Annotated in this window: 30 protein-coding genes; 20 read left to right on the forward strand and 10 right to left on the reverse strand. The window is 62.3% G+C overall.

Going from position 1 to position 24,124, the window contains the following annotated elements; all coding sequences use genetic code 11:
- Positions 1-15: 15 nt before the first annotated feature.
- Genes FJ950_RS12275 through FJ950_RS12285 form a run of 3 tightly spaced genes read right to left on the reverse strand, consistent with a single transcriptional unit; the run spans position 16 to position 2,724 of the window.
- On the reverse strand, positions 16-1,266 hold the full coding sequence (locus FJ950_RS12275) for a VWA domain-containing protein (RefSeq protein ID WP_181171189.1): 1,251 nt from the start codon (positions 1,264-1,266) through the stop codon (positions 16-18).
- A gap of 4 nt (positions 1,267-1,270) precedes the next feature.
- Positions 1,271-2,200 carry a MoxR family ATPase gene (locus FJ950_RS12280; RefSeq protein WP_140616982.1) on the reverse strand — a complete coding sequence of 310 codons (930 nt, stop codon included), beginning with the start codon at positions 2,198-2,200 and terminating at the stop codon, positions 1,271-1,273.
- Positions 2,197-2,724: a flavin reductase gene (locus FJ950_RS12285; protein WP_140616983.1), complete on the reverse strand. Its 528-nt coding sequence runs from the start codon at positions 2,722-2,724 to the stop codon at positions 2,197-2,199. The genes FJ950_RS12280 and FJ950_RS12285 overlap by 4 nt, the downstream gene beginning before the upstream one ends.
- A 179-nt stretch (positions 2,725-2,903) precedes the next feature.
- Between FJ950_RS12285 and FJ950_RS12290 the strand changes: the two genes are divergently transcribed.
- Both FJ950_RS12290 and FJ950_RS12295 read left to right on the forward strand, forming a co-directional pair.
- A complete protein-coding gene (locus tag FJ950_RS12290) occupies positions 2,904-3,977 on the forward strand; it encodes an ABC transporter substrate-binding protein (protein ID WP_140616984.1) in 1,074 nt (357 codons plus the stop codon).
- Entirely contained in the window at positions 3,977-5,008 is a 1,032-nt protein-coding gene (locus FJ950_RS12295; protein ID WP_140616985.1) for a P1 family peptidase, read from the forward strand. The genes FJ950_RS12290 and FJ950_RS12295 overlap by 1 nt, the downstream gene beginning before the upstream one ends.
- 9 nt (positions 5,009-5,017) lie before the next feature.
- Here FJ950_RS12295 and FJ950_RS12300 read toward each other — a convergent pair whose 3' ends face one another.
- A complete protein-coding gene (locus FJ950_RS12300) occupies positions 5,018-5,272 on the reverse strand; it encodes a DUF2171 domain-containing protein (protein ID WP_023773164.1) in 255 nt (84 codons plus the stop codon).
- Between the two features lie 147 nt (positions 5,273-5,419).
- Here FJ950_RS12300 and FJ950_RS12305 point away from each other — a divergent pair, with 147 nt between their 5' ends.
- The 3 genes from FJ950_RS12305 to purB are packed head-to-tail and all read left to right on the forward strand — an operon-like array spanning position 5,420 to position 8,034.
- Entirely contained in the window at positions 5,420-6,142 is a 723-nt protein-coding gene (locus FJ950_RS12305) for a DUF2259 domain-containing protein (RefSeq protein ID WP_015318127.1), read from the forward strand.
- A gap of 56 nt (positions 6,143-6,198) precedes the next feature.
- Entirely contained in the window at positions 6,199-6,663 is a 465-nt protein-coding gene (locus FJ950_RS12310; protein WP_015318128.1) for a hypothetical protein, read from the forward strand.
- 60 nt (positions 6,664-6,723) lie between these two features.
- Complete coding sequence (gene purB, locus FJ950_RS12315) at positions 6,724-8,034, forward strand: adenylosuccinate lyase (protein ID WP_140616986.1); 1,311 nt, start codon at positions 6,724-6,726, stop codon at positions 8,032-8,034.
- Here purB and FJ950_RS12320 read toward each other — a convergent pair.
- Positions 8,031-8,891: a VOC family protein gene (locus tag FJ950_RS12320; protein WP_140616987.1), complete on the reverse strand. Its 861-nt coding sequence runs from the start codon at positions 8,889-8,891 to the stop codon at positions 8,031-8,033. The two genes, purB and FJ950_RS12320, sit on opposite strands and share 4 nt — an antisense overlap.
- 244 nt (positions 8,892-9,135) lie before the next feature.
- Here FJ950_RS12320 and FJ950_RS12325 point away from each other — a divergent pair, with 244 nt between their 5' ends.
- Entirely contained in the window at positions 9,136-9,684 is a 549-nt protein-coding gene (locus tag FJ950_RS12325) for an alpha/beta hydrolase (protein ID WP_140616988.1), read from the forward strand.
- A 172-nt stretch (positions 9,685-9,856) separates the two neighbouring features.
- On the forward strand, positions 9,857-11,023 hold the full coding sequence (locus FJ950_RS12330; protein WP_246681308.1) for an acyltransferase: 1,167 nt from the start codon (positions 9,857-9,859) through the stop codon (positions 11,021-11,023).
- 30 nt (positions 11,024-11,053) lie between these two features.
- Here the strand turns inward: FJ950_RS12330 and FJ950_RS12335 are convergent, their stop codons facing one another.
- Positions 11,054-11,827 (reverse strand): HpcH/HpaI aldolase/citrate lyase family protein, encoded by a 774-nt coding sequence (locus tag FJ950_RS12335; protein ID WP_015318133.1) that lies wholly within the window; start codon positions 11,825-11,827, stop codon positions 11,054-11,056.
- 110 nt (positions 11,828-11,937) lie between these two features.
- Entirely contained in the window at positions 11,938-12,258 is a 321-nt protein-coding gene (locus FJ950_RS12340; protein WP_015318134.1) for a DUF1476 domain-containing protein, read from the reverse strand.
- Between the two features lie 274 nt (positions 12,259-12,532).
- Here FJ950_RS12340 and purC point away from each other — a divergent pair, with 274 nt between their 5' ends.
- From purC to FJ950_RS12375, 7 genes are all read left to right on the forward strand, one after another.
- Positions 12,533-13,327, forward strand: coding sequence for a phosphoribosylaminoimidazolesuccinocarboxamide synthase (gene purC, locus FJ950_RS12345; RefSeq protein WP_013532127.1), 795 nt, complete (start codon positions 12,533-12,535; stop codon positions 13,325-13,327).
- Between the two features lie 42 nt (positions 13,328-13,369).
- Positions 13,370-13,612, forward strand: coding sequence for a phosphoribosylformylglycinamidine synthase subunit PurS (gene purS, locus FJ950_RS12350; protein WP_015318135.1), 243 nt, complete (start codon positions 13,370-13,372; stop codon positions 13,610-13,612).
- Positions 13,613-13,631: 19 nt separating this feature from the next.
- Positions 13,632-13,886, forward strand: a complete 255-nt coding sequence (locus tag FJ950_RS12355) for a hypothetical protein (protein WP_140616989.1) — start codon at positions 13,632-13,634, stop codon at positions 13,884-13,886.
- Entirely contained in the window at positions 13,883-14,551 is a 669-nt protein-coding gene (purQ, locus tag FJ950_RS12360) for a phosphoribosylformylglycinamidine synthase subunit PurQ (protein ID WP_140616990.1), read from the forward strand. The genes FJ950_RS12355 and purQ overlap by 4 nt, the downstream gene beginning before the upstream one ends.
- Before the next feature lie 64 nt (positions 14,552-14,615).
- Positions 14,616-15,281 carry a glutathione S-transferase family protein gene (locus tag FJ950_RS12365; RefSeq protein WP_015318138.1) on the forward strand — a complete coding sequence of 222 codons (666 nt, stop codon included), beginning with the start codon at positions 14,616-14,618 and terminating at the stop codon, positions 15,279-15,281.
- Positions 15,278-15,685 carry a hypothetical protein gene (locus FJ950_RS12370; protein WP_015318139.1) on the forward strand — a complete coding sequence of 136 codons (408 nt, stop codon included), beginning with the start codon at positions 15,278-15,280 and terminating at the stop codon, positions 15,683-15,685. The genes FJ950_RS12365 and FJ950_RS12370 overlap by 4 nt, the downstream gene beginning before the upstream one ends.
- Before the next feature lie 7 nt (positions 15,686-15,692).
- On the forward strand, positions 15,693-16,334 hold the full coding sequence (locus tag FJ950_RS12375; RefSeq protein WP_140616991.1) for a Pr6Pr family membrane protein: 642 nt from the start codon (positions 15,693-15,695) through the stop codon (positions 16,332-16,334).
- 8 nt (positions 16,335-16,342) lie between these two features.
- On the opposite strand, the gene FJ950_RS12380 is transcribed toward FJ950_RS12375, so the two are convergent.
- Positions 16,343-16,594: a DUF1127 domain-containing protein gene (locus FJ950_RS12380; RefSeq protein WP_140616992.1), complete on the reverse strand. Its 252-nt coding sequence runs from the start codon at positions 16,592-16,594 to the stop codon at positions 16,343-16,345.
- Between the two features lie 93 nt (positions 16,595-16,687).
- Here FJ950_RS12380 and FJ950_RS12385 point away from each other — a divergent pair, with 93 nt between their 5' ends.
- Positions 16,688-18,097 (forward strand): PLP-dependent aminotransferase family protein, encoded by a 1,410-nt coding sequence (locus tag FJ950_RS12385; protein ID WP_140616993.1) that lies wholly within the window; start codon positions 16,688-16,690, stop codon positions 18,095-18,097.
- 75 nt (positions 18,098-18,172) lie between these two features.
- Here the strand turns inward: FJ950_RS12385 and FJ950_RS29480 are convergent, their stop codons facing one another.
- Positions 18,173-18,337, reverse strand: a complete 165-nt coding sequence (locus tag FJ950_RS29480; RefSeq protein WP_015318143.1) for a hypothetical protein — start codon at positions 18,335-18,337, stop codon at positions 18,173-18,175.
- Between the two features lie 237 nt (positions 18,338-18,574).
- On the opposite strand from FJ950_RS29480, the gene purL reads away from it, so the two are divergent.
- The 5 genes from purL (at position 18,575) to FJ950_RS12410 (ending at position 23,678) form a co-directional block, all read left to right on the forward strand.
- A complete protein-coding gene (gene purL / locus FJ950_RS12390; protein WP_140616994.1) occupies positions 18,575-20,806 on the forward strand; it encodes a phosphoribosylformylglycinamidine synthase subunit PurL in 2,232 nt (743 codons plus the stop codon).
- 7 nt (positions 20,807-20,813) lie between these two features.
- The gene (locus tag FJ950_RS12395) at positions 20,814-21,401 is read left to right on the forward strand and encodes a hypothetical protein (RefSeq protein WP_246681309.1); all 588 of its coding nucleotides are present in this window, start codon (positions 20,814-20,816) and stop codon (positions 21,399-21,401) included.
- A gap of 122 nt (positions 21,402-21,523) precedes the next feature.
- Entirely contained in the window at positions 21,524-21,757 is a 234-nt protein-coding gene (locus FJ950_RS12400) for a BolA family transcriptional regulator (protein WP_140616995.1), read from the forward strand.
- A 151-nt stretch (positions 21,758-21,908) separates the two neighbouring features.
- On the forward strand, positions 21,909-22,244 hold the full coding sequence (gene grxD / locus FJ950_RS12405) for a Grx4 family monothiol glutaredoxin (RefSeq protein ID WP_013895877.1): 336 nt from the start codon (positions 21,909-21,911) through the stop codon (positions 22,242-22,244).
- A 210-nt stretch (positions 22,245-22,454) separates the two neighbouring features.
- Positions 22,455-23,678, forward strand: coding sequence for a multidrug effflux MFS transporter (locus tag FJ950_RS12410; protein WP_181171231.1), 1,224 nt, complete (start codon positions 22,455-22,457; stop codon positions 23,676-23,678).
- 19 nt (positions 23,679-23,697) lie between these two features.
- Here FJ950_RS12410 and FJ950_RS29775 read toward each other — a convergent pair whose 3' ends face one another.
- Positions 23,698-23,931 (reverse strand): hypothetical protein, encoded by a 234-nt coding sequence (locus FJ950_RS29775; protein ID WP_224582991.1) that lies wholly within the window; start codon positions 23,929-23,931, stop codon positions 23,698-23,700.
- Positions 23,932-24,124: the final 193 nt, after the last annotated feature.

Genomic DNA, 24,124 nt, shown 5'->3' on the forward strand with positions numbered 1-24,124 from the left:
GCCGGAAATATATGGCTATGCGGCGCGCCTTGCGCCAGCTTCCATCCACCGCCGTGGATCGACGGAAAGGACCGATTTCTTGTCCAGCGAGGCGCAGAGATCGGCGAGCGCGTCGAGATTGTGCACCGAGCGGAATTCGTCGACATGCGGCAGCATCGCCTTGACGCCGCGGGCGCGCGCCTGAAAACCATCGAAGCGCAACAACGGATTGAGCCAGATCAGCCGCCGGCAGGATTTGTGCAGCCGCTCCATTTCTTCCGCCAAGCCCCCTATATCGTCGCACTCCAGCCCGTCGGTGATCAGAAGCACCACCGCGCCCTGTCCCAGCACACGTCGCGACCATACAAGGTTGAACTCGGCTAGCGTATCGCCGATGCGCGTGCCACCCGACCAGTCCTTGACCGCCGCCGAGCAATCGGCAAGGGCGGCATCGGGGTCGCGGTGGCGCATCTGCCGGGTCAGGTTGGTCAGCCGCGTGCCGAAGACGAAAGTGTGCACGCGCCGGCGCTTTTCCGTCAGCGCATGCAGGAAATGCAGGAAGATGCGCGTGTATTGGCTCATCGAACCGGAAATATCGGCCAGCACCACCAGGGGCGGATGAACTTCGCGGACCGAGCGGAATTTCGGCAGGATCAATTCACCGCCGGTGCGCGCCGCCGAGCGCATCATGGCACGTGGATCGATGCGGCGGCCATGCGCATCGGCCTTGAAGCGTCTGGTCCGCACCATGTCGACAGGCAGCCGCAACGCCGCGATCGCCTTCCTGGCGTCAGCCATCTCGACTGCGTTCATCTGCGCGAAATCCTTGCCCCGCAACAGCTCGTTGCCGGAAAAGGTGAAGCGGGCGTCGACCTCGATCTCAGGGATTTCCTGAGGCGTCTGGTTTTTCTGATGACCCTCGAACATCGCCTGGCTGACGCGATTTTCAGCCGCGCGCGGTTTCTGCTTCTGCCTGACGTCAGGCGCCACCGGCGAAAACATCGCCAGCAGCTTCTCGATCAATTCGCGCGATTTCCAGAACAGTCGGAAAGCTTCGTCGAAGGTGGCATGATCCTCATGCCGCGAGACCAGAACGGCGTGCAGGGTCCAGTAAAAGTCATCACGCGAGCCGATACCGGCGACGAGCACCGCCTCGATCGCGTCCTTGACCGAAGCGGGCCCGACCCGCATGCCGGCCTTGCGCAAGGCGCGGGCGAAATAGACGATGTTGTCTGCGATCCGGCCGTCCGCCGTCGCCTCTCCAGGGTCGGGTCGGGACGCCTTCACCACCCTACTCCGCCGCCGCGAGCTCGGCCTTGACCTCATCCAGGATGCGCCGGCCCTCGCCCGCGCCGATGCGGGCAATGTCGTCCTGGTATTTCAGCAGCACCCCGATCGTGTCGGACACCGTCTCCGGATCGAGCGCCACCTTGTCGAGTTCGGTCAGCGCGCCGGCCCAGTCGATGGTTTCGGCGACGCCCGGCACCTTGAACAGCTCGATCTGGCGCAGCTTCTGGATGAAGGACACCACTTCGGCCGAAAGCCGCTGGTTGGCCCGAGGCACCTTGCGGCGCACGATCTCCAGTTCGCGCTCGGCATCGGGGTAGTCCACCCAGTGATAAAGGCAGCGCCGCTTCAGCGCATCGTGGATTTCGCGGGTGCGGTTGGTGGTGATGATGACGATCGGCGGCTCTTCCGCCTTGATCGTGCCGAGTTCAGGCACAGTCACCTGGAAGTCGGAGAGGATTTCGAGCAGGAAGGCTTCGAAGGCTTCGTCGGTGCGGTCGAGTTCGTCGATCAGGAAAACCGGGGCTGCGCCCGTCTTGCCGGTCAGCGCATCGAGCACCGGCCGGCGGATCAGGTACTTTTCGGAGAAAACGTTACGCTCCATGGCGGAGCGGTCGACCTTGCCGGCGGCCTCCTCCATGCGGATTTCGATCATCTGCGCGGCGTAATTCCACTCATAAACGGCCGAGGAGACGTCGAGCCCCTCATAACACTGCAGACGGATCAGCCGGCGGCCAAGCGCCTCGGCCAACACCTTGGCGATCTCGGTTTTGCCAACGCCGGCCTCGCCTTCGAGGAAAAGCGGCCGTCTCATGCGCAGAGACAGGAAAAGCACCGTTGCCAGCGACCGGTCCGCGACATAGTCCGCGCCGGTCAGGAGATCGAGCGTTTCGTCGATCGTCCGCGGCACGGGGCGCGGGTTCAAGTCGCTCATTCCTTCTCCGTGGGTGCGGCGGCCCCACTTTCCAGGACGTGGTAGCCGCGGGCGTGATAGATCAGCGGCCGCAAATTATCGCCCATACGCAGGCCTGTCACCTTGCCAAAAAGCACACGATGGGTGGCCAGGTCCTTGGTGTCGATCAGTTCGCAGTCGAACACGGCGAGCGCGCCCTTCAGCGTCGGCGCGCCGGTGGAAATCACATCCCATTCGCCGAGCGCGAAGCGCTCTTCGACCGACAGGCCAGTCATGCCGGAAAATCCAATCGACAGCGGCTCCTGGTGCGAAGCCAGCGTGTTCAGGGCAAATTTGCCGTTCTTCACGAACAGCTCATTCTTGGCATTTTCACGATTGAGGCAGACCAGGATGGTCGGCGGCGTATCCGACACAGAGCAAGCCGCGATCACCGTCGTCCCCCGCTTTCCCGCGGGTCCGTCGGTGGTCACCACATGGACATGACCGGCAAAATGACTCATCGCGTCGCGATAGGCCTGCGGTCCAATATCGTTCTTCTTCAGCACTGGAAGATTCCATGGCCATTGTTCACCTGACATATATGGCCAGACATCACATGCCACAAGCGAAGTGCTTGGCCCATATCCCGAATTCGCGTGTTGCACCAAGGCCGGGCAGCCTTTAGGTCTTGGCGGGAATTTGACGCCTGCGCGACGTCGCGGGCTTGGAGGAATTCTTCGGCAGCATGCGATCCGGGGCAACCATAACCGCAGCGCTGGCCTGGCTGTTCATGGCCGGCGCCGCCAGCGCACAGACGCTCACGATTGGCGTCGCAGCCCCCCTGTCGGGACCATCGGCCATCCTCGGCAGGCAGATCGAGGCTGGCGCCGGGCTCGCGGCAGAGGTGGACGGCATCCAACTCAAGACCGTTGATGACGCTTGCACCGGCGACGGCGGCGCCGCGGCGGCCAGGGAATTCGTGGCAGCCAAGGTCAATGTCGTGATCGGCTTCCTCTGCACGGAGGCGATCGAGGCGGCGATGCCTGTCCTTAAGGACGCCAATATTCCCGCCATCACCGTTGGTGTGCGAACCGAAAGCCTGACCGACCGCCGCGCCAAGACCGGCTGGCCGGTTTATCGCCTCGGCCCGCGAGGCGACGACGAGCGCAATGCCGTCGCCTCCACCCTTACCCGCCTATGGCAGAACGAGCTGTTCGCGATCATTGACGACGGCACTATCTATGGCCGCGAGATGGCGGAAACATTTCGTGCTGCTGCCGAGCAGGCGGCACTGAAACCGGTCTTCGTCGACACGTTCCGGCCGCAGCTCGACAACCAGATCGGCCTGATGGGACGGTTGAAAAAGGCCGGCGCCACGCATGTCTTTGCCGGCGGCGATGGCGACGACATCGCCATTATGGGGCGCGATGCCGCCCAGCTCCAGACGGGCATCGTCCTTGCCGGCGGCGAAAACCTGCGCACGCCGCCCGGCGACGTGCCTTACGCGACCGGCACGCTGATGATCGCGCCACCCGAATGGGCCGATGTCGCGGATCCCAAAGTGCTGGAAAACTTTTCCGCGCACAAGATCGTGCCGGACGGCTACGCCCTGCCGGCTTATGCTGCGGTCGAGATCGCCAAGGCCGCATCGTCGGACGCAGCAGGCTCCGGCGGGCCGCTGGCCGAGGCACTCACCGGGCATGATTTCACCACGGCGATCGGACCGGTCCGCTTCGACGACAAGGGCGACCTCAGCCAGAGCCTCTACCGTGTCTTCCGCTTCGACGGCACCCGCTTCGTGCCCTTGGAAAACAACTGATGTTCCGCACCGGTCCACGCAATCTCATCACCGATGTCATGGGCCTGCGCGTTGGCAATGCTTCCGACGCCAGGCTGAAGTCCGGCGTGACGACCGTCCTTTGCGACGAGCCGGCGGTCGCGGGAGTCCAGATTCTTGGCGGCGCGCCTGGCACCCGCGAGACGGATCTGCTGGAACCGCACAATTTGGTGGAGACGATCCATGCCGTGGTGCTGTCGGGCGGTTCTGCTTTCGGGCTCGATGCTGCCTCCGGCGTGCAGGCCGCACTGCGCGAACGCGGCATCGGCTTCGAGGTTGGCGGCTTCCGCGTACCGATCGTGCCGGCGGCGATCCTCTTCGACCTGCGCAATGGCGGCGACAAGGACTGGGGCCGCTATCCCCCCTATCGCGACCTCGGCTACGAGTCGGTGCAGACTGCCGCTGTCGATTTCCAATTTGGCACGGCGGGCGCCGGAACCGGTGCACTGACGTCGGGGCTGAAGGGTGGCCTGGGTTCCGCCTCGACACTGCTGGACAATGGGATCACCATCGGCGCGCTGGCCGCCGTCAACCCGACCGGCTCGGTGACCGTCGGCCGCACCCGCCATTTCTGGGCGGCACCCTTCGAAATCGGCGATGAATTCGGCGGGCTTGGTTATCCCTCGCCCATGCCCGAGGACGCGAAGCGGATTTTGCTGAAATACCGGGACAAGGATCACGGACGGCAGATGGACAGCGGCGGCAACACGATCATCGCGGTCATTGCCACGGACGCGGTTCTCACCAAGGCCGCCGCCAAACGCCTGGCAATTTCGGCGCATGACGGCTTCGTACGCGCCATCTGGCCGACCCATACGCCGGCCGACGGCGACCTGGTGTTCGCGCTGGCCACCGGCAAGAGCGGGGTCGAACTGACCGCCGACGCGGCAATCGACCTCTACGCCGCCGCCGGCGCCACTATGGCGCGCGCCATCAGCCGTGGCGTGTTTGCCGCGACGCCAGCCGACAACGACCTGTTTCCCGTCTGGTCGTCACGTCACCAGGCTGGCTAAAGCCGTCGATCAAACCGGATCGGATTTTTCTTCCTCGAACGTCACCGCGACATCGGAATTCGCGGACAGCCACACCTTCTTGCCATCGACCTCGGCAACCAGGGCCAGTGAAATATAGTGGTGATGGCCCTTGTGAGCCCCCTCGCCACTGTCGGCCTTGGTCAGCTTGATGCGCTGACCATCGACCTTGTCGACGGTGCCGATATGCACGCCGTCGGCGCCGACGACTTCCATGTGCTCACGAATTTTGCTGGTGTCGGTCATGTTAGCTTCTCCATTGGGGTGGGTTTCCCTTGGGACTGCCGACAATAACAAATGACGAGCGGTTTGGATGCATCGGCCTTGGTCCGCACGACGTTTTGATCTCGTCGTGCTAGGGATTGAAGCGATCAGGCCGAAGGAGCGATGACAATGCGGACGCTTTTTCTGTTTGCCGTTTGCCTGGCCACGCAGTTCGCGGCGTCGATTGCCCAGGCCGGCGATGTCGCGGAGCTCGAAATCCTGGGCTTCACCCGGGATGGCGGCGTGTTCGCCTTCGAGGAGTACGGCATCCAGGACGGGTCGGGCTTTCCCTATGCCAACCGGTATTACATCGACACGAGCAACGACAGCTTTCTCAAGGGCACGCCGGTCAGGGTCCGGCTCGACGACGAGAAGGCAACGCTCGACGCTGCCCGCCTTCAGGCCCGGCAAAAGGGCGAGGCCATTGTCAGCCAGGCCGAGCTGAGTGCCAACCGCGGCATCACCGCCGGCTCCAACCCGGTGACCGAGCTTTCGGCCGATCCACATCGCATAGTGGTCAATCCGCGACCGATCTTTTCCCCTGTCGACCAGCCGCTCGAGTTCCGGCTCGACGAGATCGGCATGAATGACACCGAAAGTTGCGCCAGCCAGGGCGAGATCAATGGCTTCCGGTTGCTGCGTATCGAGGCGCGGGATGGCGGCACCACCAAATTGCTGCACGAGGACAAAGCGATCCCCAAGAGCCGGGGCTGCCCGAACGGCTACCGCATCGGCGCGGTGCAGACGTTCTCGATGGACAGCCTCAGCGCTTATGCGGTGCTGATCGCGGTGCGCCAGTATGGCTTCGAAGGGCCGGACTTTCGCTGGATCGCCGTGACCGGCCGCCTGTGACAGAGCTTGTCCAACCCGTCAGGCGCAATCGCGCCCTGCACCACCTTCGCGGCGCCATGCCGACACTGCGTGCAGCGCTTCTCGGTGCGCTGCTGTGGGCCGCCGCCATGGGCGCCAGCGCACTCGTCAACCTGTTGCTGGACAATTGGGTGACGCCGGGCAAGATCCGCACCGTGTCCCTGCTGTTTGCCGTCGGCGGCGCCCTGGCCTTTCCGGTTGGCCTGTTTGCCGCACGGCTGGTTTCGCTCGGAAGGGGCCGGGAGGTCGCCTTCGCGGCGATATTCGTAGGGCTTGCTGCCGCAACGATCGGCCTCACCGCCCTGCTGTATGCCCTGCAATACCGCTCCTACTATGCCGAATGGCATGCGCCCGTATTCACCCTCACCTGGGGCTTTCAGCTCGCCTTCACGATGGCGGTGGCGTCCTACCAGTTCGTGGTGCTGGGCATCCGGCTCTATTTCCCGCTTGGTTTCGTCGCCTTGTTCGCCGTCAGCCTCTGGTTTGCACGGCAGCAGCGTTGAGCATTTGGTCCGCCTCTGTTAGGACGCGGACAAATCCCTCCGACACATCAGGAATGACCGATGATCCCTCGCTATTCCCGGCCGGAAATGGTCGCCATCTGGTCGCCCGAAACCCGATTTCGCATCTGGTTCGAAATCGAAGCCCATGCCTGCGACGCGCTGGCCGAACTGGGCGTCATCCCCAAGGAAGCGGCCAAAACCATCTGGGAAAAGGGAAGCGCGGCCGAATTCGACGTCGAGAAGATCGACGCGATCGAGCGCGTCACCAAGCATGACGTTATCGCCTTCCTTACCCATCTTGCCGAATTCGTCGGGCCCGATGCACGCTTCATCCATCAGGGCATGACGTCTTCGGACGTGCTCGACACCTGCTTTGCGGTGCAACTCACCCGCGCCAGTGACATTCTGCTGGCCGACATCGATACGTTGCTTGCAGCGCTCAAGCGCCGCGCCTTCGAGCACAAGGACACCGTCACCATCGGCCGCAGCCACGGTATCCATGCCGAGCCGACGACCTTCGGCATAAAGCTGGCGCAGGCTTATGCCGAATTCTCGCGCTGCCGCGAGCGGCTGGTGCACGCGCGCGAAGACATTGCCACCTGTGCGATTTCGGGCGCGGTCGGAACCTTCGCCAACATAGAGCCCTATGTCGAGGAACATGTGGCTCGTAAGCTCGGACTGAAGCCGGAACCGGTGTCGACGCAGGTGATTCCGCGCGACCGCCACGCCATGTTCTTCGCGACCCTCGGCGTCATCGCCTCCTCGATCGAGCGGCTGGCGATCGAGGTCCGGCATCTGCAGCGCACCGAAGTGCTGGAAGCGGAAGAGTATTTTTCGCCGGGCCAGAAAGGCTCGTCGGCGATGCCGCACAAGCGCAACCCGGTGCTGACCGAAAACCTCACCGGCCTTGCCCGCATGGTGCGCTCCATGGCGCTGCCTGCGATGGAGAACGTGGCGCTCTGGCACGAGCGCGACATCTCGCACTCCTCGGTCGAGCGCATGATCGGCCCGGACTCCACCGTGACGCTCGATTTCGCGCTGTCACGCCTGACCAGCGTCGTCGACAAGCTGGTCGTCTATCCCGACAACATGCTGAACAACATGAACAAGTTTCGCGGCCTCGTGCATTCGCAACGCGTCATGCTGGCGCTGACGCAGGCCGGCCTGTCACGCGAGGATTCCTACCGGCTGGTGCAGCGCAACGCCATGAAGGTGTGGGAACAAGGCGCTGATTTTCTTGAGGAACTTCTGGCCGACAAGGAAGTGACAGCCGCGCTGCCGGAGGCGCAAATCCGCGAGAAATTCGACCTAGGCTACCACACCAAGCACGTCGACACGATCTTCAAGCGGGTGTTCGGAGGGGTGAGTTAGCTTCCTTCTTCCGTCACCGTACGGGAGAAAAACGCTTCCGCCAATAAACCCTTCCCCGGCACGGTCCTGATCACCGTGCCCCAAGGATCTTCACGGGTCGTTTCGCTGCTCACATTGTCCGAACGCATCTCGACCCAGGCAAGGCCCGAGCGGGAGGGGTCGCGGCGGCCGGCGCCGGCGCTTTGCCAGGCATTGGCGCCGATGTGGTGGTGATAATGCCCCGACGACAGGAACACCGCCTGGCCGCCATATTTGGCGACCGTGTCGAAGCCGAATTCCTGGTTCCACCAGGCTTCGGCTTCTTCCGGTCTGCCGACGCGCAGGTGGACATGGCCGACAATGCTGTTTTCCGGCGCGCCTTGCCATCCTGCATCGCCGGCCGGCACTTCGGCAACGACAGACGGAATGTTCATCCGCTCGGTCGCCATGGCGATCTTGTCGCCGTTCCATTTCCAATCCTGCGGGCGGCGGTCGGCATAGATTTCGATGCCGTTGCCCTCGGGATCGGTCAGGTAGAGCGCTTCGCTGACCAGATGGTCCGAAGCGCCCTCGATAGCGATCTTGTCTGAGATGGCGTGGTTGATCCAGCGTCCGAGATCGGCACGGCTGGGCAGCAGGAAAGCCGTATGGAACAGGCCGGCGCTGCGCGGATCGTCCGGTTTGGCAGAGCTGTCCGGCTCAAGCACCAGCAGCGGACGGCTGCCGGCGCCGAGCGTGATCGCGCCGTCGGCGCGGCTCAATTCCTGCAGTCCGACGACTTTGCGATAGTAGGCGGCAAGACTTTCGGCATCACGCGCCTTCAGGCCGACGCGGGCGACGCTCACCGGGGTGGTGGCGGCAAATGGCAGTTCGCTCATCATTGTCTCCGTTGCGGCGACGTCTCGCGAAGCTCCCAAAGCCAGGAGGCCAGCGGCGCCGATCATTCTACGTCGTGTCAGCGCCAAAATCCCGGTCCTCCACGGCTGTTTCTCTCCCGACAGAGATCGTCGATCTTCATCGTTCACACAAGACAGCGAAAAGCGAACATGGTGTTCACCGTTGCGACCGGAAGCCTGCCCATCAACGGTTGCATGAGGCAATCGCGCTCGCTATCTGAGCGCCATGAAAGTCAAGGACGCAGATATTCTGATCATTCCCGGATACACCAATTCGGGGCCTGAGCATTGGCAGACCCGCTGGCAATCGAAACTGTCCACGGCGCGCCGCGTCGAGCAAGCGGAATGGTCGAAACCGGTGCGCGAGGACTGGACGGCGAGTGTGGCCAAGGCGGTCAACGAGGCCGAGAGACCTGTCGTTCTCGTCGCCCACTCACTTGGAGTGGCCGCGGCCGTACAAGCCATTCCGCAGTTCCGGAAGCCGGTCGCCGGCGCCTTCTTCGTGGCACCGCCGGACGTCGCGAATCCCAAGATCAAGCCAAGACATCTGATGACCTTCGGCCCTTATCCTCGCGAACCGCTGCCGTTTCCCTCCATCGTGATCGCCAGCCGCAACGACCCCTTCTGCCCTTTCGATGTCGCCGAGGACATCGCCGGCGCCTGGGGCTCGCTGTTCATAGATGCCGGAGAAACCGGCCATCTCAGCGAGGATTCAGGCTTTGGCCCCTGGCCCGAGGGATCGATGACCTTCGCCAAGTTTCTGACGGACCTCTGAGGCGCGCCAAAATCAACGCACGATGGCATTCGATCAAACTGCAGGACTCGAATAAATAATAATTTAAGAGGCCAGCGTTAACTATTCAGAAGCAGTGGAAATTGCTTTCTGGATGATCATCCGTGCTTGAACCGGGCTGCCAATTCTTCGCCCTTGAAACAGAGGTCAATGCTTGCGCAAGGACGCTTCACTCGAATTCTTGAGAGGTGCCGCAGCGCTTATCGTTCTCAATTGGCATATCTTGTGTGCTTTTGCGCCGTCCGCGGCGGGCGAAGAGGCGGCTGCGCAATCGCTTAAGACAAGTCTGGCTTTCATCGCTTTCAATGGCGGCTCTGCCGTCTACTTGTTTTTCGTCCTCTCTTCCTATGTGCTTGTGAAGCGTTATTTCCAGTCCCGCGACGCACAAGACCTTCGGCTGGGTGCGATCAAACGTTTGCCTCGTCTGGCTGGACCCGTGCTTGTTGTGGTTCTATCGTCCTGTGTCATCTTCAAGCTCGATCTGTATTTCTTCGAGGATGCAGCGGCGGTCGCTCAATCTGAGTGGCTCGGCAGATTCGGCAATGCTTCAAAGGTACTGTCGCGGGAGACAGTGAGTTTCTCCGACGCATTCCTGCAAGGAGCGTGGCGGACATTCATTTACGGCGACAAATATTACGACAGCAGCCTGTGGACCATGACGATCGAGTTCTGGGGCAGCATGCTGACCTTCGCCCTCGCCCCGATCGTCTTTTTCTTCCAAGGCCGCTGGGCGCTATTGTCCTGGCTTTGCATAGCAACAGGCGTATTCTTGGCGGTGCAAGTCAGCTTCTTTTTTTGTGCCTTTCCGGCCAGCCTCCTACTCTATCCGCTTCTCGCCATGGGATTTCGCCCGAATCGATGGGTGAGAGGGGCCATGGCGATTATTTCGCTGGTGCTGCTGGGTTATGCAGGAGATGCTGTCGGAATATACCGGCCCTTCGCCGTGCTCGATATTGCAGCTTCCGATATCGGTTTGCGGCAAGCTTGCGTGGCCATCCCGGCAAGCATCATGCTGGTTTACGCCGTGCTGAGCATGGATGACCCACCGTCATGGCTCCGGCAAGGCCGCACGTTTCCTGGGCGACCTGTCTTTCCCGCTCTACCTCGTGCATGTACCCGTTATCTGCTCGTTGGGATCATGGGCGCTGTTGGCAAGCGACTCCGCCGCACTCGGCGCTGCCGCCGCGATATCTGGGTCGATCCTCGCGGCATTGCCGCTGATGGCTTTCAACAACTGGTGGGTCCAGGCGCTCGGCGCTTTGTTCGACAGGATCAGACGCGGCGGATCGGCCGCCACGGCGCTCGCGGTGCAAAGGCCTGAGCAACACGCTGGCGACAGCAGTCCGCTGGTTCAGGATCCGATCGAGTCCCGCATGTCCTTGAGCAAGGTCCTTGCTCCCAATGAAATCAGCGCGTGCTCGGAACCCGTGGCGAGCAGGCGATAGCCCATCGACACGACGCGGCCGGCGATAGCCGGTTCGACGACATAGATCGCCGCATGCTTGCCGGCCTTGCGGGTGCGCTCGGCAACCGAAGCCACCGTCTCCATCATGCTTTCCAGCGTCGAATTGACCGTGGTGCCGTTGGTCCAGGCGATCGAGAAGTCGGACGGCCCGAGGAAAATGCCGTCGATGCCCGGCGTGTCGAGGATACCGTCAAGCGCATCGAGCGCGGCGCGCGTCTCGACCATGGCAAAAGCCATGGTGCGCTGATTGGTGTCGCGCAGCCATTCGGCATAGTCGCCCTTGCCATAGCGGGGAAAGGCATAGGTCGGACCCCACGAGCGCTCGCCGAGCGGGGGATATTTCATGGCCGCGGCGAATAGCTTTGCATCGGCCACCGAGTTGACCATCGGCGCAATGACCGCCTCGGCGCCGAAATCGAGAGCGCGGCTGGCCATGTCGAAACGGCCAACGGGAATGCGCACCAGCGCCGGCTTGCCCAGGGCCAGCACCGGTGCCAGGCCGCGCAGGACGCTGTCCTCGTGATGGCCGCCATGCTGCATGTCGAGTGTGACGGCATCGAAGTCCTGCCTGGCGAGGATCTCCACGGTCAAGGCATCCGGCACGCCCGACCAGGCGGTTACCAGCGTTTCATCTGCGGCAAGACGGGACTTCAGGGACATCTAATCTCTTTCCTCGTTAACGTCGGCAGTTTCAGCCGGAAACCGCCGCAAAGGCAAAGAAAAACCGCCCGGATCGGCCGGGCGGTCGATTGGGCCAGAAAGCGGCCGGATCAGGTGTTCTTGATTTGCTCGATCGCCTGCGCCATCATTTCGTCCATGGTGCGGCGGATCTGGTGATCGGACTGCTCGACGCCGGCGGCATCGAAATCCTTGCGGATCTTGCGGAACACGTCGTGGTCGCCGGCTTCCTCAATGTCGGAAACAACGACTTCCTTGGCGTAGGCATCGGCATCGGCGCCGGACTTTCCGAGCTTTTCGGCTGCCCACAGACCAAGCGCCTTGTTGCGCCGCGCCGAAGCCTTGAACCGAAGCTCCTCGTCGAATGCGAATTTGCGCTCGAAGCCCTCTTCGCGGTCTTTCATGCTGCTCATGGCGTCCCTCCGGTCAAATCCGATTCGTTGGCAATGGATATGTGTGTTGCCGAAGCACAAACCAAAAGGTCGCGGGCCGGTCAATATGCTTCGTCATATGCTGCGCTGCGGCATTTCAGTCCCGAAAGCGGTTGATTGAAAGGATTTGCCGATTGAGCAAACGGTGTGATTGGGATAGACCCGGCATTGAACGTCACCGTCGCCGCATTAATTCAGGCGGACGGACAGGAAGTGGTCGCTTGCCGCCTGTCCGCAAATCCAGAGAAAAATTCAAATGAAAAATCGCCGCCGCATTTATGAAGGCAAGGCCAAGATCCTCTATGAGGGACCCGAGCCGGGCACGCTGATCCAGTTCTTCAAGGACGACGCAACCGCGTTCAACAAGAAGAAGCACGAGGTCATCGACGGCAAGGGTGTACTCAACAACCGCATTTCCGAATACATCTTCAATCATTTGAACCGCATGGGCATCCCGACCCACTTCATCCGCCGGCTCAACATGCGCGAGCAGCTGATCAAGGAAGTCGAGATCATCCCGCTCGAGGTGGTGGTGCGCAATGTCGCCGCCGGTTCGCTGTCCAAGCGCCTCGGCATCGAGGAAGGCACCGTCCTGCCGCGCTCGATCATCGAATTCTATTACAAGGCCGACGCGCTCGACGATCCGATGGTTTCGGAAGAGCACATCACGGCGTTCGGCTGGGCAAGCCCGCAGGAGATCGACGACGTCATGGCGCTGGCCATCCGCGTCAACGATTTCCTCTCCGGCCTGTTCATGGGGGTCGGCATCCAGCTCGTCGACTTCAAGATCGAGTGCGGTCGCCTGTTCGAGGGCGACATGATGCGCATCGTCGTGGCCGACGAGATTTCGCCGGATTCCTGCCGCCTGTGGGACGTGGCGACGCAGGACAAGCTCGATAAGGACCGTTTCCGCCGCGACATGGGCGGCCTCGTCGAGGCCTATCAGGAAGTCGCCCGCCGCCTCGGCATCATGAACGAGAACGAGCCGCCGCGTCCTACCGGTCCGGTGCTTGTCGCCTCGACCGATGGCCTCAAAGGCAAGCCGCACTGACAGCGGCTTGCGCCCAACGTTCAGAACAGGAGCATGTCCAGCGTGATCAAGGCCCGCATTACCGTCACCCTCAAGAATGGTGTGCTCGACCCGCAAGGCAAGGCGATCGAACACGCGCTGTCGGGGCTGGGCTTCGATGGCGTCGGCCAAGTGCGGCAGGGCAAGGTGTTCGACGTCGAGCTTTCGGAAAGCGACAAGGGCAAGGCCGAGGCCGATCTCAAGGCCATGTGCGACAAGCTGCTGGCGAACACGGTGATTGAGAATTATAGTGTGACGCTTACCTGAAGTTGTGCCGGAGGAACTGATGGCCGAGAGCGATGGAAGCTTGATATTTGAAGGCCTCAAGTCCATTCAATCACGGTTGGACAGGATGGATTTGACGCTCGGAGAGGTAAAATCCGAGCTTGGCTCCATCCGCGGTCATCTGATAGCCACCGAGAGTGACGTGAAGAACATCTATGGCGTGCTCGCTCGCCGGGATGATTGGCTAGAACATATCGAGCGCCGTCTCGACCCGCGCGAACTTGCCGAAGCACAAAGGCCTTACGAACCAAAATGAAATCAGCCGTCGTCCTTCTCCCTGGCCTCAACCGCGACCGCGACATGATCGCGGCGCTGACCAAGATTTCCGGACAGGCGCCGGCAACCGTCTGGCAGACCGACACCGAAATTCCCGATGTCGACCTGATCGCCATCCCAGGCGGTTTTTCCTTTGGCGACTATCTGCGCTGCGGCGCGATCGCGGCACGCGTGCCGGTCATGCGGGCGGTCGCCGAAAAGGCGGCCAAGGGCGTCATGGTCATCGGCGTTTGCAACGGTTTCCAGATTCTCGTCGAGGCCGGTCTGCTGCCAGGTGCGCTGATGCGCAACACCTCGCTGAAATTCGTCTGCCGGCAGGTCAAGCTCGAGATCGCCAACGCCAACACCATGTTCACGCGTCGCTACCAGCCGGGCCAGATCATCCGCTCGCCGGTGGCGCATCACGACGGGAATTACTTTGCCGACGCCGACACACTTGCCCGTCTCGAGGGCGAAGGCCAGGTGGTGTTCCGCTATGCCGAAGGCACCAACCCGAACGGCTCGATCAACGACATTGCCGGCATCGTCAACAAACAAGGCAATGTACTCGGCCTGATGCCGCATCCCGAGAATCTGATAGAAGCAGCGCATGGCGGCAATGACGGCAGAGCGCTGTTCGAAGGCGCCTTGGGCATTGCCGCTTGAAGTTTGCAACCGCAACCTTAAGAATTGCGGCAATTCAAGATCATAGCGTGAGGGAGAGAGGGTCATGAAACTCTATTCGCGGCCGTTGTCGCCCTACTCTTCGATCGTGCGGGCACTGGCCTATATCAAGGACGTGCCGATCAAGATCATCGCGCCGCCGCCCGGTTTTCCGATCCCCGAGGCGTTTCGCGCCATCTCGCCGATGAACCGGATTCCGGTTCTGATCACCGGCTCGGGCGAAACGATCGTCGAATCGGTGGTGATCGCCGAATATCTCGAGGAACGGTTTCCCGAACCGGCTCTGTTGCCGCCCGATTCGAAGGACCGCGCGCTGGTGCGCATGTTTGCCCGCATCGTCGATCTCGACGTACTCACACCGACGATGAAGCTTTTCGAACTGCATTTCGTGCCGAAGCGCGACACTGCCGAGATCGACGCCCAATTCGCCCGTCTGCACCATGGGCTGGCCGCCATCGAGGCACGCATGGCGCAAGGCCCCTTCGCGCTCGGCAGCGACATCAGTTTCGCCGATGCCTGGCTGACGCCGACGCGGTTCATCTTCAACAATTTCCGCGCCATGACCGGCCGCCACGACCTGCTCGACGCCTATCCCAGATTCGATGCCTATGAGCAGATCGCTTCGCAGCATCCGGCATTGTCCAGGGTGTGGGGCGAGATGACCGACGGCCTGAAGATCTCTCTGTCCGAACTCGAAATGGGTGCCGCTTGATCAAGAATAGGACGATCGCCCTGATCGCCGTGTCAGGCTTTGCCTTGGCATCTTGCCAATCGAGCCCCAAGAGCACGCCCGTGCCGTCCGGCAAGAGCGCCGCGCTGCTCTCCATGGAACAGGTGGCGATATCGGCCCACAAATGCTGGATCGCCAGCAAGGATCCGGCCTTCAGGCAGTATCAGATGGCCAATGAACTGAATTCGTTCAGCGGCACCCCGCGCTTCCTTCTGGTGCCGGCCAAGCACTATGGTGGCAAACCGTTGCTGGTCGTGCAGGCACAGGGCAATTCAAGCCGTGTCGACGTCTTCGGACCGTTGATGAACGACCCGCTCGGCGCACGCATCAGCTCCGATGTCGCGCGCTGGCAGGCGGGCAATCCGGCCTGCGCGGCCACCGCCTGAGCCTGCCATGGGCCGGTTCCTGCAGATCGCGGGATTGTTTGTTGGCTTGATAGCGCTCGTTTTGCAGTTCTTGATCACCATTCCGGCTTCGATGGTAGCGGGCCGCGGCCTGCTCGGCTCGATCGTGTTCTATTTCAGCTTCTTCACCATCCTGACCAACATTGGCGCCGTGCTGGTCCACGCCTCGCTGTTGTCATCCAGCTTCTATGCGTGGCTGCCGGCCTTTGCCGGACCGCGGATGCGCGCGGGCGTCGCGGCTTCGATCACCCTGGTGTTCATCGTCTATGCCACGGTTCTGGCGCGGCTCTGGCAGCCGCAAGGCCTGTTCCTGCTCTGCGACGTCCTGCTGCACTACGTGGCGCCGGTGCTGTTCGTGCTGTGGTGGCTGATATCGGGCGCCGATGGCAGGACGCGATGGAGCGACATCTCCTGGTGGGTGCTCTATCCCATCGCCTATCTGGCCTATGCGCTAGCTCGCGCGCCGCTGGCGGGCGAAGTGCCCTATCCCTTCCTCGATGTCGCCAGGAACGGCGTTGAGAGCGTCGCCGTGGCCGCGCTCGCCATAACCACACTTTTCCTGGTGATATGCGTCGTCGCCGTTTTCGTCGACCACGCTATCGGGCGCCTCGGGAGCAAAGGCGCCCGATAGACGGGCCGCTATTCCCAGAGCGGCTTGATGCCTTCGCGGTGAGCGTCGCAGCGTGAGATGCCGATGTCCTTGAGTTGATCGTCGGTCATCTCCAGCAGCGCCAGTCGGCCGCGCCGGCGCTCCAGCAGGCGGTCGATCCATTTCGCCAGCGAACTGATCACATGCACAATTCGGCCGGCGAAGCCGCGCTGCCCGGACGGGCGAGCAGGCTGACCGAGCAATTGGGTTTCCGAGTGGCGGAATGTTCCGATTGTATTCATTTTCTTTCTGCCAAATGTCAATTGCACCCTCGGTTGGGTCCATTGCCGGTATGTATTGACTCCCAAAACGGTGCAATATAGAAAATTGTCACCATGACAAATTGGATTCCAGATCTCACCGGTTCAGGCCCGCTGTATCAGCGTCTCGCGGCTTCCATCGAGGCGGATATCGATCGAGGAGTGATCGGCGCGGGGGCAAAACTGCCGCCACAGCGCGACCTTGCCTACGACATCGGCGCCACGGTCGGCACCGTCGGGCGGGCCTATCAGTTGCTGCGCGAGCGCGGTCTCGTCAGCGGCGAAGTCGGACGCGGGACCTATGTGCTTAGCCAGAACATCGGAGTTACGAAGCCGGAGGCGCCCGACACCAGCGTGGAAGGCACGCGCTATGTCGATGCCCCCAAGGGCAAGTTGCGGTTCGACAGCACGGCAGCCCCTGATATCGGCCAGGGCGCCGTTGTAGCCGACGTCCTGTCGCGCACCGCACAGGACCATCCGCATGAGATCTCAAGTTACACGCGCGACTTCCCGGATCGCTGGTACGAAGCCGGCGCCCGCTGGCTGTCCCGGAATGCCTTCCGGCCAACCATCGATACAATCGTGCCTACCCTCGGTACCCACGCCGCGGTGATGGCCGCGATCGCGGCCCTGACCACGCCCGGCGACTATGTCGCCTTCGAGCACCTCACCTACTCCCAGATTTCCCGCAGCGCCGGCCTGATCGGCCGGCGCACCGCGCTGGTTGCCTCGGACGATGAAGGCCTCGATCCGGCGGATTTCGAACGCGTCTGCGCGCAAAAGCACCCCAAGATGATCTTCCTGATACCGACGGCGCAGAATCCGACCCTGGTGACCTTGTCGTCGGCGCGACGCGAGGCGATCGCGCGTATCGCCCGTGATTACAACGTCATCCTGATCGAGGATGACCTCTACGGCCATTTGACCGACGACCCGACACCGCTGCTTGCCGAATTCGCGCCCGAGCGCACCATCATCGCCGGCGGCCTGTCGAAGTCGGTCGCCGCCGGACTGCGCGGCGGCTGGCTCTCCTGCCCGCCCGCCTATCGCCATCGCATCCGGGTCGCCCACAAGATGATGACCGGCGGCATGCCATTCCTGCTGGCGGAGGTGAATGCCCGGCTGGTGCTTTCCGGCCAGGCCAGCGAAATCCGCAAGCGCAGCATCGCGGAGATCAGCGCCCGCATGTCCATAGTGCGCGAAAGTTTGGCGGGCTTCTCATTCAGATCGCACGACAAGGTGCCGTTCGTCTGGCTCACCCTGCCCGATCCCTGGCTTTCCGGCACGTTCAAGAATGCCTGCCTGGAGCATGGCGTGCTGATCGACGATGAGGATGAATTCAAGGCGGGGCGCTCGGAGCGGGTTTTCCATGGGGTGCGCTTCGGTGTTTCGCAGCCGAGCGGGCGCGAGGATGTTGCCGGCGGCGTCGCGGTGATCAGGCGGCTGCTGGACGAGGGCCGCGCGGGCTACGACAGTTTTTCCTGAACCGTTCGCGGCCACCCGCCCTGCTGCCTCGAGACGTCGACTTGCGACACTGGACTTGTCAGAACCAGACCCGGATCAACCTTCGGCCTTGAAGTTCTTGGCTTCCTTCTCGGCTTTTTCCTTGCCGTGCTTCTCAGCCAATTCCTTGGCCTGCCGCGGCGAAACGTCGGTGGTCTCCGCGATATGGAGAGCTTCCTTGTCCGAGAGGCGATTGTCGTTCTTGCCTTGCTTGGTAGCCATGATTCTGTCTCCTCGGTGATAGGGACCTAACGACCGGGGCATCGGAGCGTTCCCCATTTTGGTTTTGCGGGGACTTGAAAGCTGGGTGGACGCCTTTCGCTGCTCACCAAAAGGCCTGCCGCGATCTATCGCCCTGTTGCTTTCTGCCTTTTTCCTCAGCCGACGGGTGTATCGACCGCAAGGCTTGCGATAAGAGGAGACTCAAAATCCCTGCTCCATGGACATAAATCGCCGCCCATGACCACTTCCAATTCCGTCCCGATCACATCAGACCTCATCGCCTCGCATGGGCTGAAGCCCGATGAGTATCAGCGCATATTGGACCTGGTCGGTCGCGAGCCGAGCTTCACCGAACTCGGCATCTTCTCGGCGATGTGGAACGAGCACTGCTCCTACAAATCCTCGAAGAAATGGCTGCGCACCTTGCCGACCACCGGCCCGCAAGTCATCCAGGGCCCGGGCGAGAATGCCGGCGTGGTCGACATCGGTGACGGCGACTGCGTCGTCTTCAAGATGGAAAGCCACAACCATCCCTCCTTCATCGAGCCCTACCAGGGTGCGGCGACGGGCGTCGGCGGCATCTTGCGCGACGTCTTCACCATGGGCGCGCGGCCGATCGCGGCGATGAACGCGCTGCGCTTCGGCGCGCCCGACCATCCCAAGACCAGGCATCTGGTCGCGGGCGTGGTTTCCGGCATCGGCGGCTACGGCAATGCCTTCGGCGTGCCGACGGTCGGCGGCGAGGTCAATTTCGACGCCCGCTACAACGGCAACATCCTGGTCAATGCCTTTGCCGCCGGCCTTGCCAAGACCGATGCCATCTTCCTGTCCGAGGCAAAGGGCGTCGGCCTGCCGGTCGTCTATCTCGGCGCCAAGACCGGCCGCGACGGCGTCGGCGGCGCCACCATGGCCTCGGCCGAATTCGACGACAAGATCGACGAGAAGCGCCCGACCGTGCAGGTCGGCGATCCCTTCACCGAAAAATGCCTGCTGGAGGCCTCTCTCGAACTGATGGCTTCGGGCGCCGTGATCGCCATCCAGGACATGGGTGCTGCCGGCCTCACCTGTTCGGCGGTCGAAATGGGCGCCAAGGGCGACCTCGGCATCGAACTCGACCTCGACAAGGTGCCGGTGCGCGAGGAGCGCATGAGCGCCTACGAGATGATGCTGTCGGAAAGCCAGGAGCGCATGCTGATGGTGCTGCGCCCTGAAAAAGAGAAGGAGGCCGAGGCGATCTTTCACAAATGGGGCCTCGACTTCGCCATCGTCGGCAAGACCACCGACGATCTGCGCTTCCGCGTGCGGCACCAGGGGAACGAGGTCGCCAACCTGCCGATCAAGGATCTCGGCGACAAGGCTCCCGAATACGATCGCCCTTGGGTCGAGCCGAAGAAGCCGGCGCCGCTTGCCGCCAACGATATCCCGCAGGCCGACCTCGCCGATGCGCTGCTGAAGCTGCTTGGCGGACCGGACCTGTCTTCGCGCCGCTGGGTGTGGGAACAATACGACACGCTGATCCAGGGCAATTCGCTGCAGCTTCCGGGCGGTGACGCCGGCGTGGTGCGGGTCGAGGGCCATTCGACCAAGGCGCTGGCCTTCTCCTCCGATGTGACGCCGCGCTATTGCGAAGCCGACCCCTACGAGGGCGGCAAGCAGGCGGTGGCCGAATGCTGGCGCAACCTGACCGCCACCGGCGCGCTGCCGCTTGCCGCCACCGACAATCTCAATTTCGGCAATCCCGAACGGCCTGAGATCATGGGCCAGTTGGTGGGCGCGGTGAAAGGCATCGGCGACGCCTGCCGGGCGCTTGGTTTCCCGATCGTGTCGGGCAATGTCTCGCTCTACAACGAGACCAACGGCCAGGGCATCCTGCCGACACCGACCATCGGCGGCGTCGGCCTGATATCAGACTGGTCGAAGATGGCGCGGATCGGTTTCGCCGCGGAAGGCCAGATGATCCTGCTGGTCGGCGCACCGGCTTCCTGGGGAACGCATCTTGGCCAGTCCGTCTATTTCAGGGATATCCACGGCCGCAGCGACGGCCCGCCGCCGCCGGTCGACCTCGACCACGAGAAGCGCGTCGGCGACCACGTACGCTCGTTGATCGCTGCCGGCATCGTCACGGCCGCGCATGACGTCTCCGATGGCGGCATTGCGGTGGCGCTGGCCGAAATGGCGATGGCGTCGGGCATCGGCGCGACCGTTCCCGGGCTTGTCGGTACCGATCCGATCCCGGTCTGGTTCGGCGAAGACCAGGGCCGCTATCTCCTGACGTTGTCGATCGATCCGCATGGCGATGAATGGGACGCCATCCGCAAGCAGCAGGGCGAACTCGGCATTTTCGCGCCGTGGATCGGCTCGACCGGCGGCGCCGCGTTGAAGCTCGGCGATGCCAGGGCAATCCCGGTCAGCGACTTGACCGCCGCCCATGAAGGCTGGTTCCCGCGCTTCATGGATCAGGCCAGTTGACCAGGGCATGATCCCGAAAGGTGGAAACCGGTTTTCTTGGACAAAGGGAAAACCGTTTTGTCCAGAGATCCTGCTCAATCATAAGAAACTGGCCGTCCGGGCGCTGCTTGCAGTCGTCTTCTGGCCGTCGCTGTTCTTCTTCTGGTGCCTCGGGCCGTTCGTCTTCTTCCTGCTCTCGACGACATCGAGCGAGGTTTGCCCCAGGCTGGAAACGCGCGGAGAATTCCTCGCCGCGGCCAACGGCACGCTTCCCATGCTTGTCCTGCAGAACCTCATCTATGCGGTTCCGATCATCTGCCTGCTGCTTTGGAACCGGCTTCTGCCGGACCAGGCGCGGACGAGACACGTCGTCACCTGCATGAAGCTCTTCGCCGTCTCGGTCGTCTTGGGGGCCTTATGGGAGTACGGCTCTTCGCTTGTCTGCGATGGTTACGGCCAGCCGTTCTTCTCGCCCGCCTGGCGCATGACCAGCTATCTGCCGATCGCCAACATGGCGATCAACCTCCCGCTCTACGTGCTGGTCTTCAGCCTTGGCCGCGCCTTCTCGATGGGCGAGGATGAGCCGGCGCAGGGGCCGGGTGAACCCATCGCCTGAACACCAACAGAACGGACACTGGACAGAACCGCTTCAATCCGGATTGGAAAGGCTTTAGGCTTGCCCGACTCTCATCACATGGGCCGCCGCGCCGCCGCCCTTCCGAAACAGGAATCTCCGCAATGGCAATGGACGCCCACGACATCGAAAAACTGATCAAGGACGGCATACCGGATGCCCGTGTGACGATTCGCGACCTCGCCGGTGACGGCGACCATTACGCCGCTGAGGTCGTGGCCGAGAGCTTTCGCGGAAAAAGCCGCGTCCAGCAGCATCAGATGGTCTATGAGGCGCTGAAGGGCAATATGGGCGGCGTGCTGCACGCGCTGGCGCTGCAGACCAGCGTTCCCGACTGAGGCATTTCCACCCGACACGCTTGGCCCAAAACCGTCCATTCTTTGCGCCATTCGGGTGATGGCATGGCTAAAGTCTTGTTTCGGGCAACCTATGGGTTTATTTGAGGGACATGTTTCGAGCCTGACTCCCACAGGCGTGAAAGGATATTCCATGAGCGGCATCAACGACTACATCGACAATGAAGTGAAGGGCAACGACGTCGTCCTTTTCATGAAGGGCACGCCCGGCTTCCCGCAATGCGGATTTTCCGGCCAGGTCGTCCAGATCCTCGACTATATCGGCGCCGACTACAAAGGCGTGAACGTTCTGGACTCCGCCGAACTGCGCCAGGGCATCAAGGACTATTCCAACTGGCCGACGATCCCGCAGCTCTACGTCAAGGGCGAATTCGTCGGCGGCTGCGATATCATCCGCGAAATGTTCCAGGCCGGCGAATTGCAGACCTTTCTGGTCGAGAAGGGCGTGAGCGTCAAAGGCGCCGCCTGACTTCAGTTTTGGGCGTGTCGGTATCGACATGCCCAAGCCACCGGGGCGGCCCCACCTCGGCAATTTTACAAGCCCGGATCCCGGGACCAGGACGAGCCAAATGCGCCGGCCCGCCGGCGCGTTTTCGTTTGAGAGATCGGACTTGCCGTGGACCAGCAGAAATCAGCGCCGCAAGGGGCAAGCACCTCGCCCCCGGCAAGTCAATTGGCGATTCCGCGCTGGGAGTTCATCGCGCTCTGCGCGGCGCTGATGGCGCTCAATTCGCTGGCCATCGACATCATGCTGCCGGCGCTGCAGCAGATCGGTGCCTCGCTGGGGGTCGAGAACGAAAATCATCGGCAATATGTGGTCACCGCCTACATACTGGGTTTCGGCGGCGGCCAACTGTTCTTCGGGCCGATCTCGGACCGGTTCGGGCGTCGATCGCCGCTCGTCGCCGGCCTGATCATCTATGTGGCGGCGGCCGCCGCGGCCGCTATCGCGCCGAGCTTTGAAACGCTCTTGATATGCCGCGCCGTGCAAGGCCTTGGCGCGGCTGCCACGCGCGTCATAGCGGTCTCGATCGTGCGCGATACATTCGACGGCCGGCGTATGGCCGAAGTCATGTCGCTGATCTTCATGGTGTTCATGGCGATCCCGGTCGTGGCTCCAGGCATCGGCCAGTTCATCATGCTGTTCGCGACCTGGCATTGGATATTCGTCACAATGGCCGTCGGAGCCATGATCGTCTCGGCGTGGTCGCTGCTGCGCCTACCCGAGACGCTGCATCCCGAATATCGCCGGCCACTGACGGTTTCATCCATCCTCGGCGGCTTCCGCATCGTGCTCACCAATCGCATCGCGCTCTGCTATGCCTTCGCCAGCACCTTCATCTTCGGCGCCATGTTCGGCTTCATCGCCTCGGCGCAGCAGATCTACGTCAACATCTTCGACGTCGGCGAGATGTTTCCCGTCATCTTCGCCGGTGTCGCGGGCGTACTCGCCTTCTCCAACTATCTGAACTCGCGCCTTGTCGGCCGCGTCGGCATGCGCCGCCTGTCTCAAAGCGCGCTGTTGCTGTTTCTGGTGATCAGCCTGGCCTGGCTGGTGGTTTCACTGGAAACGAAGATGCCGCTCTGGCTGTTCATCACCTTCTTTGCCAGTGCCATGCTGCCGTTTGGCTGTCTTGGAGCCAATTTCAATGCGTTGGCCATGGAGCCGCTTGGCCAGCTGGCCGGCACGGCGTCGTCCATCCTGGGTTTCATGCAGACTTTTCTCGGCGGCATTCTCGGCACGCTGATCGGTCAGGCTTTCAACGGCACGGTGACGCCGCTAGCCGCCGGTTTCTGCAGCGTCTCGGTGGCCGCGCTGCTGATGATCCTGTTTGCGGAACGCGGCAAGATGTTCCAGCCGCAGAACGCCCCCGTTTCAGGCCACGTCACCGACCTGCATTGATTGTCGTCTGCTGGTGGCGTCAGGATGCGCGTTCAAGCGCCGCCGTGAAGCGAGGAGAGAGCATCCGCCCCGCGATCGCTCCGCCCATGCCATTTGAAAAGGGCAATGGAAGAGCGTCGTCGAGCGCCTTGAGAATGGACGCCACGAAGGCTCGGCTGAGCCGCGGATCGACCCCCAGATCGGAATAGGTGGCGCGAGGCGTCCCGATCAGCGTCCCGTTGCGACGAAGCGAGAACTGGATGGTCAAGGACATGCCCGCGGTTCCGGGTGGCGGCTTCCAGCAGGCATAGATAGCGTCCGACATCTCCTTGATGGTGTCGATAGGATCGGGACTGTGACAGGGGCGTTCTTGCGCGATTGCCGCGTTCGCAAACGGCACCACGGCAAGAGCCGCCGCAAAAATTGCGAACCGAGGTTTCATCCGAGAGCCTCCGCCAAAACGCCCG

This window comes from Mesorhizobium sp. B2-3-14 (assembly GCF_006442175.1).
Taxonomy (GTDB): domain Bacteria; phylum Pseudomonadota; class Alphaproteobacteria; order Rhizobiales; family Rhizobiaceae; genus Mesorhizobium; species Mesorhizobium australicum.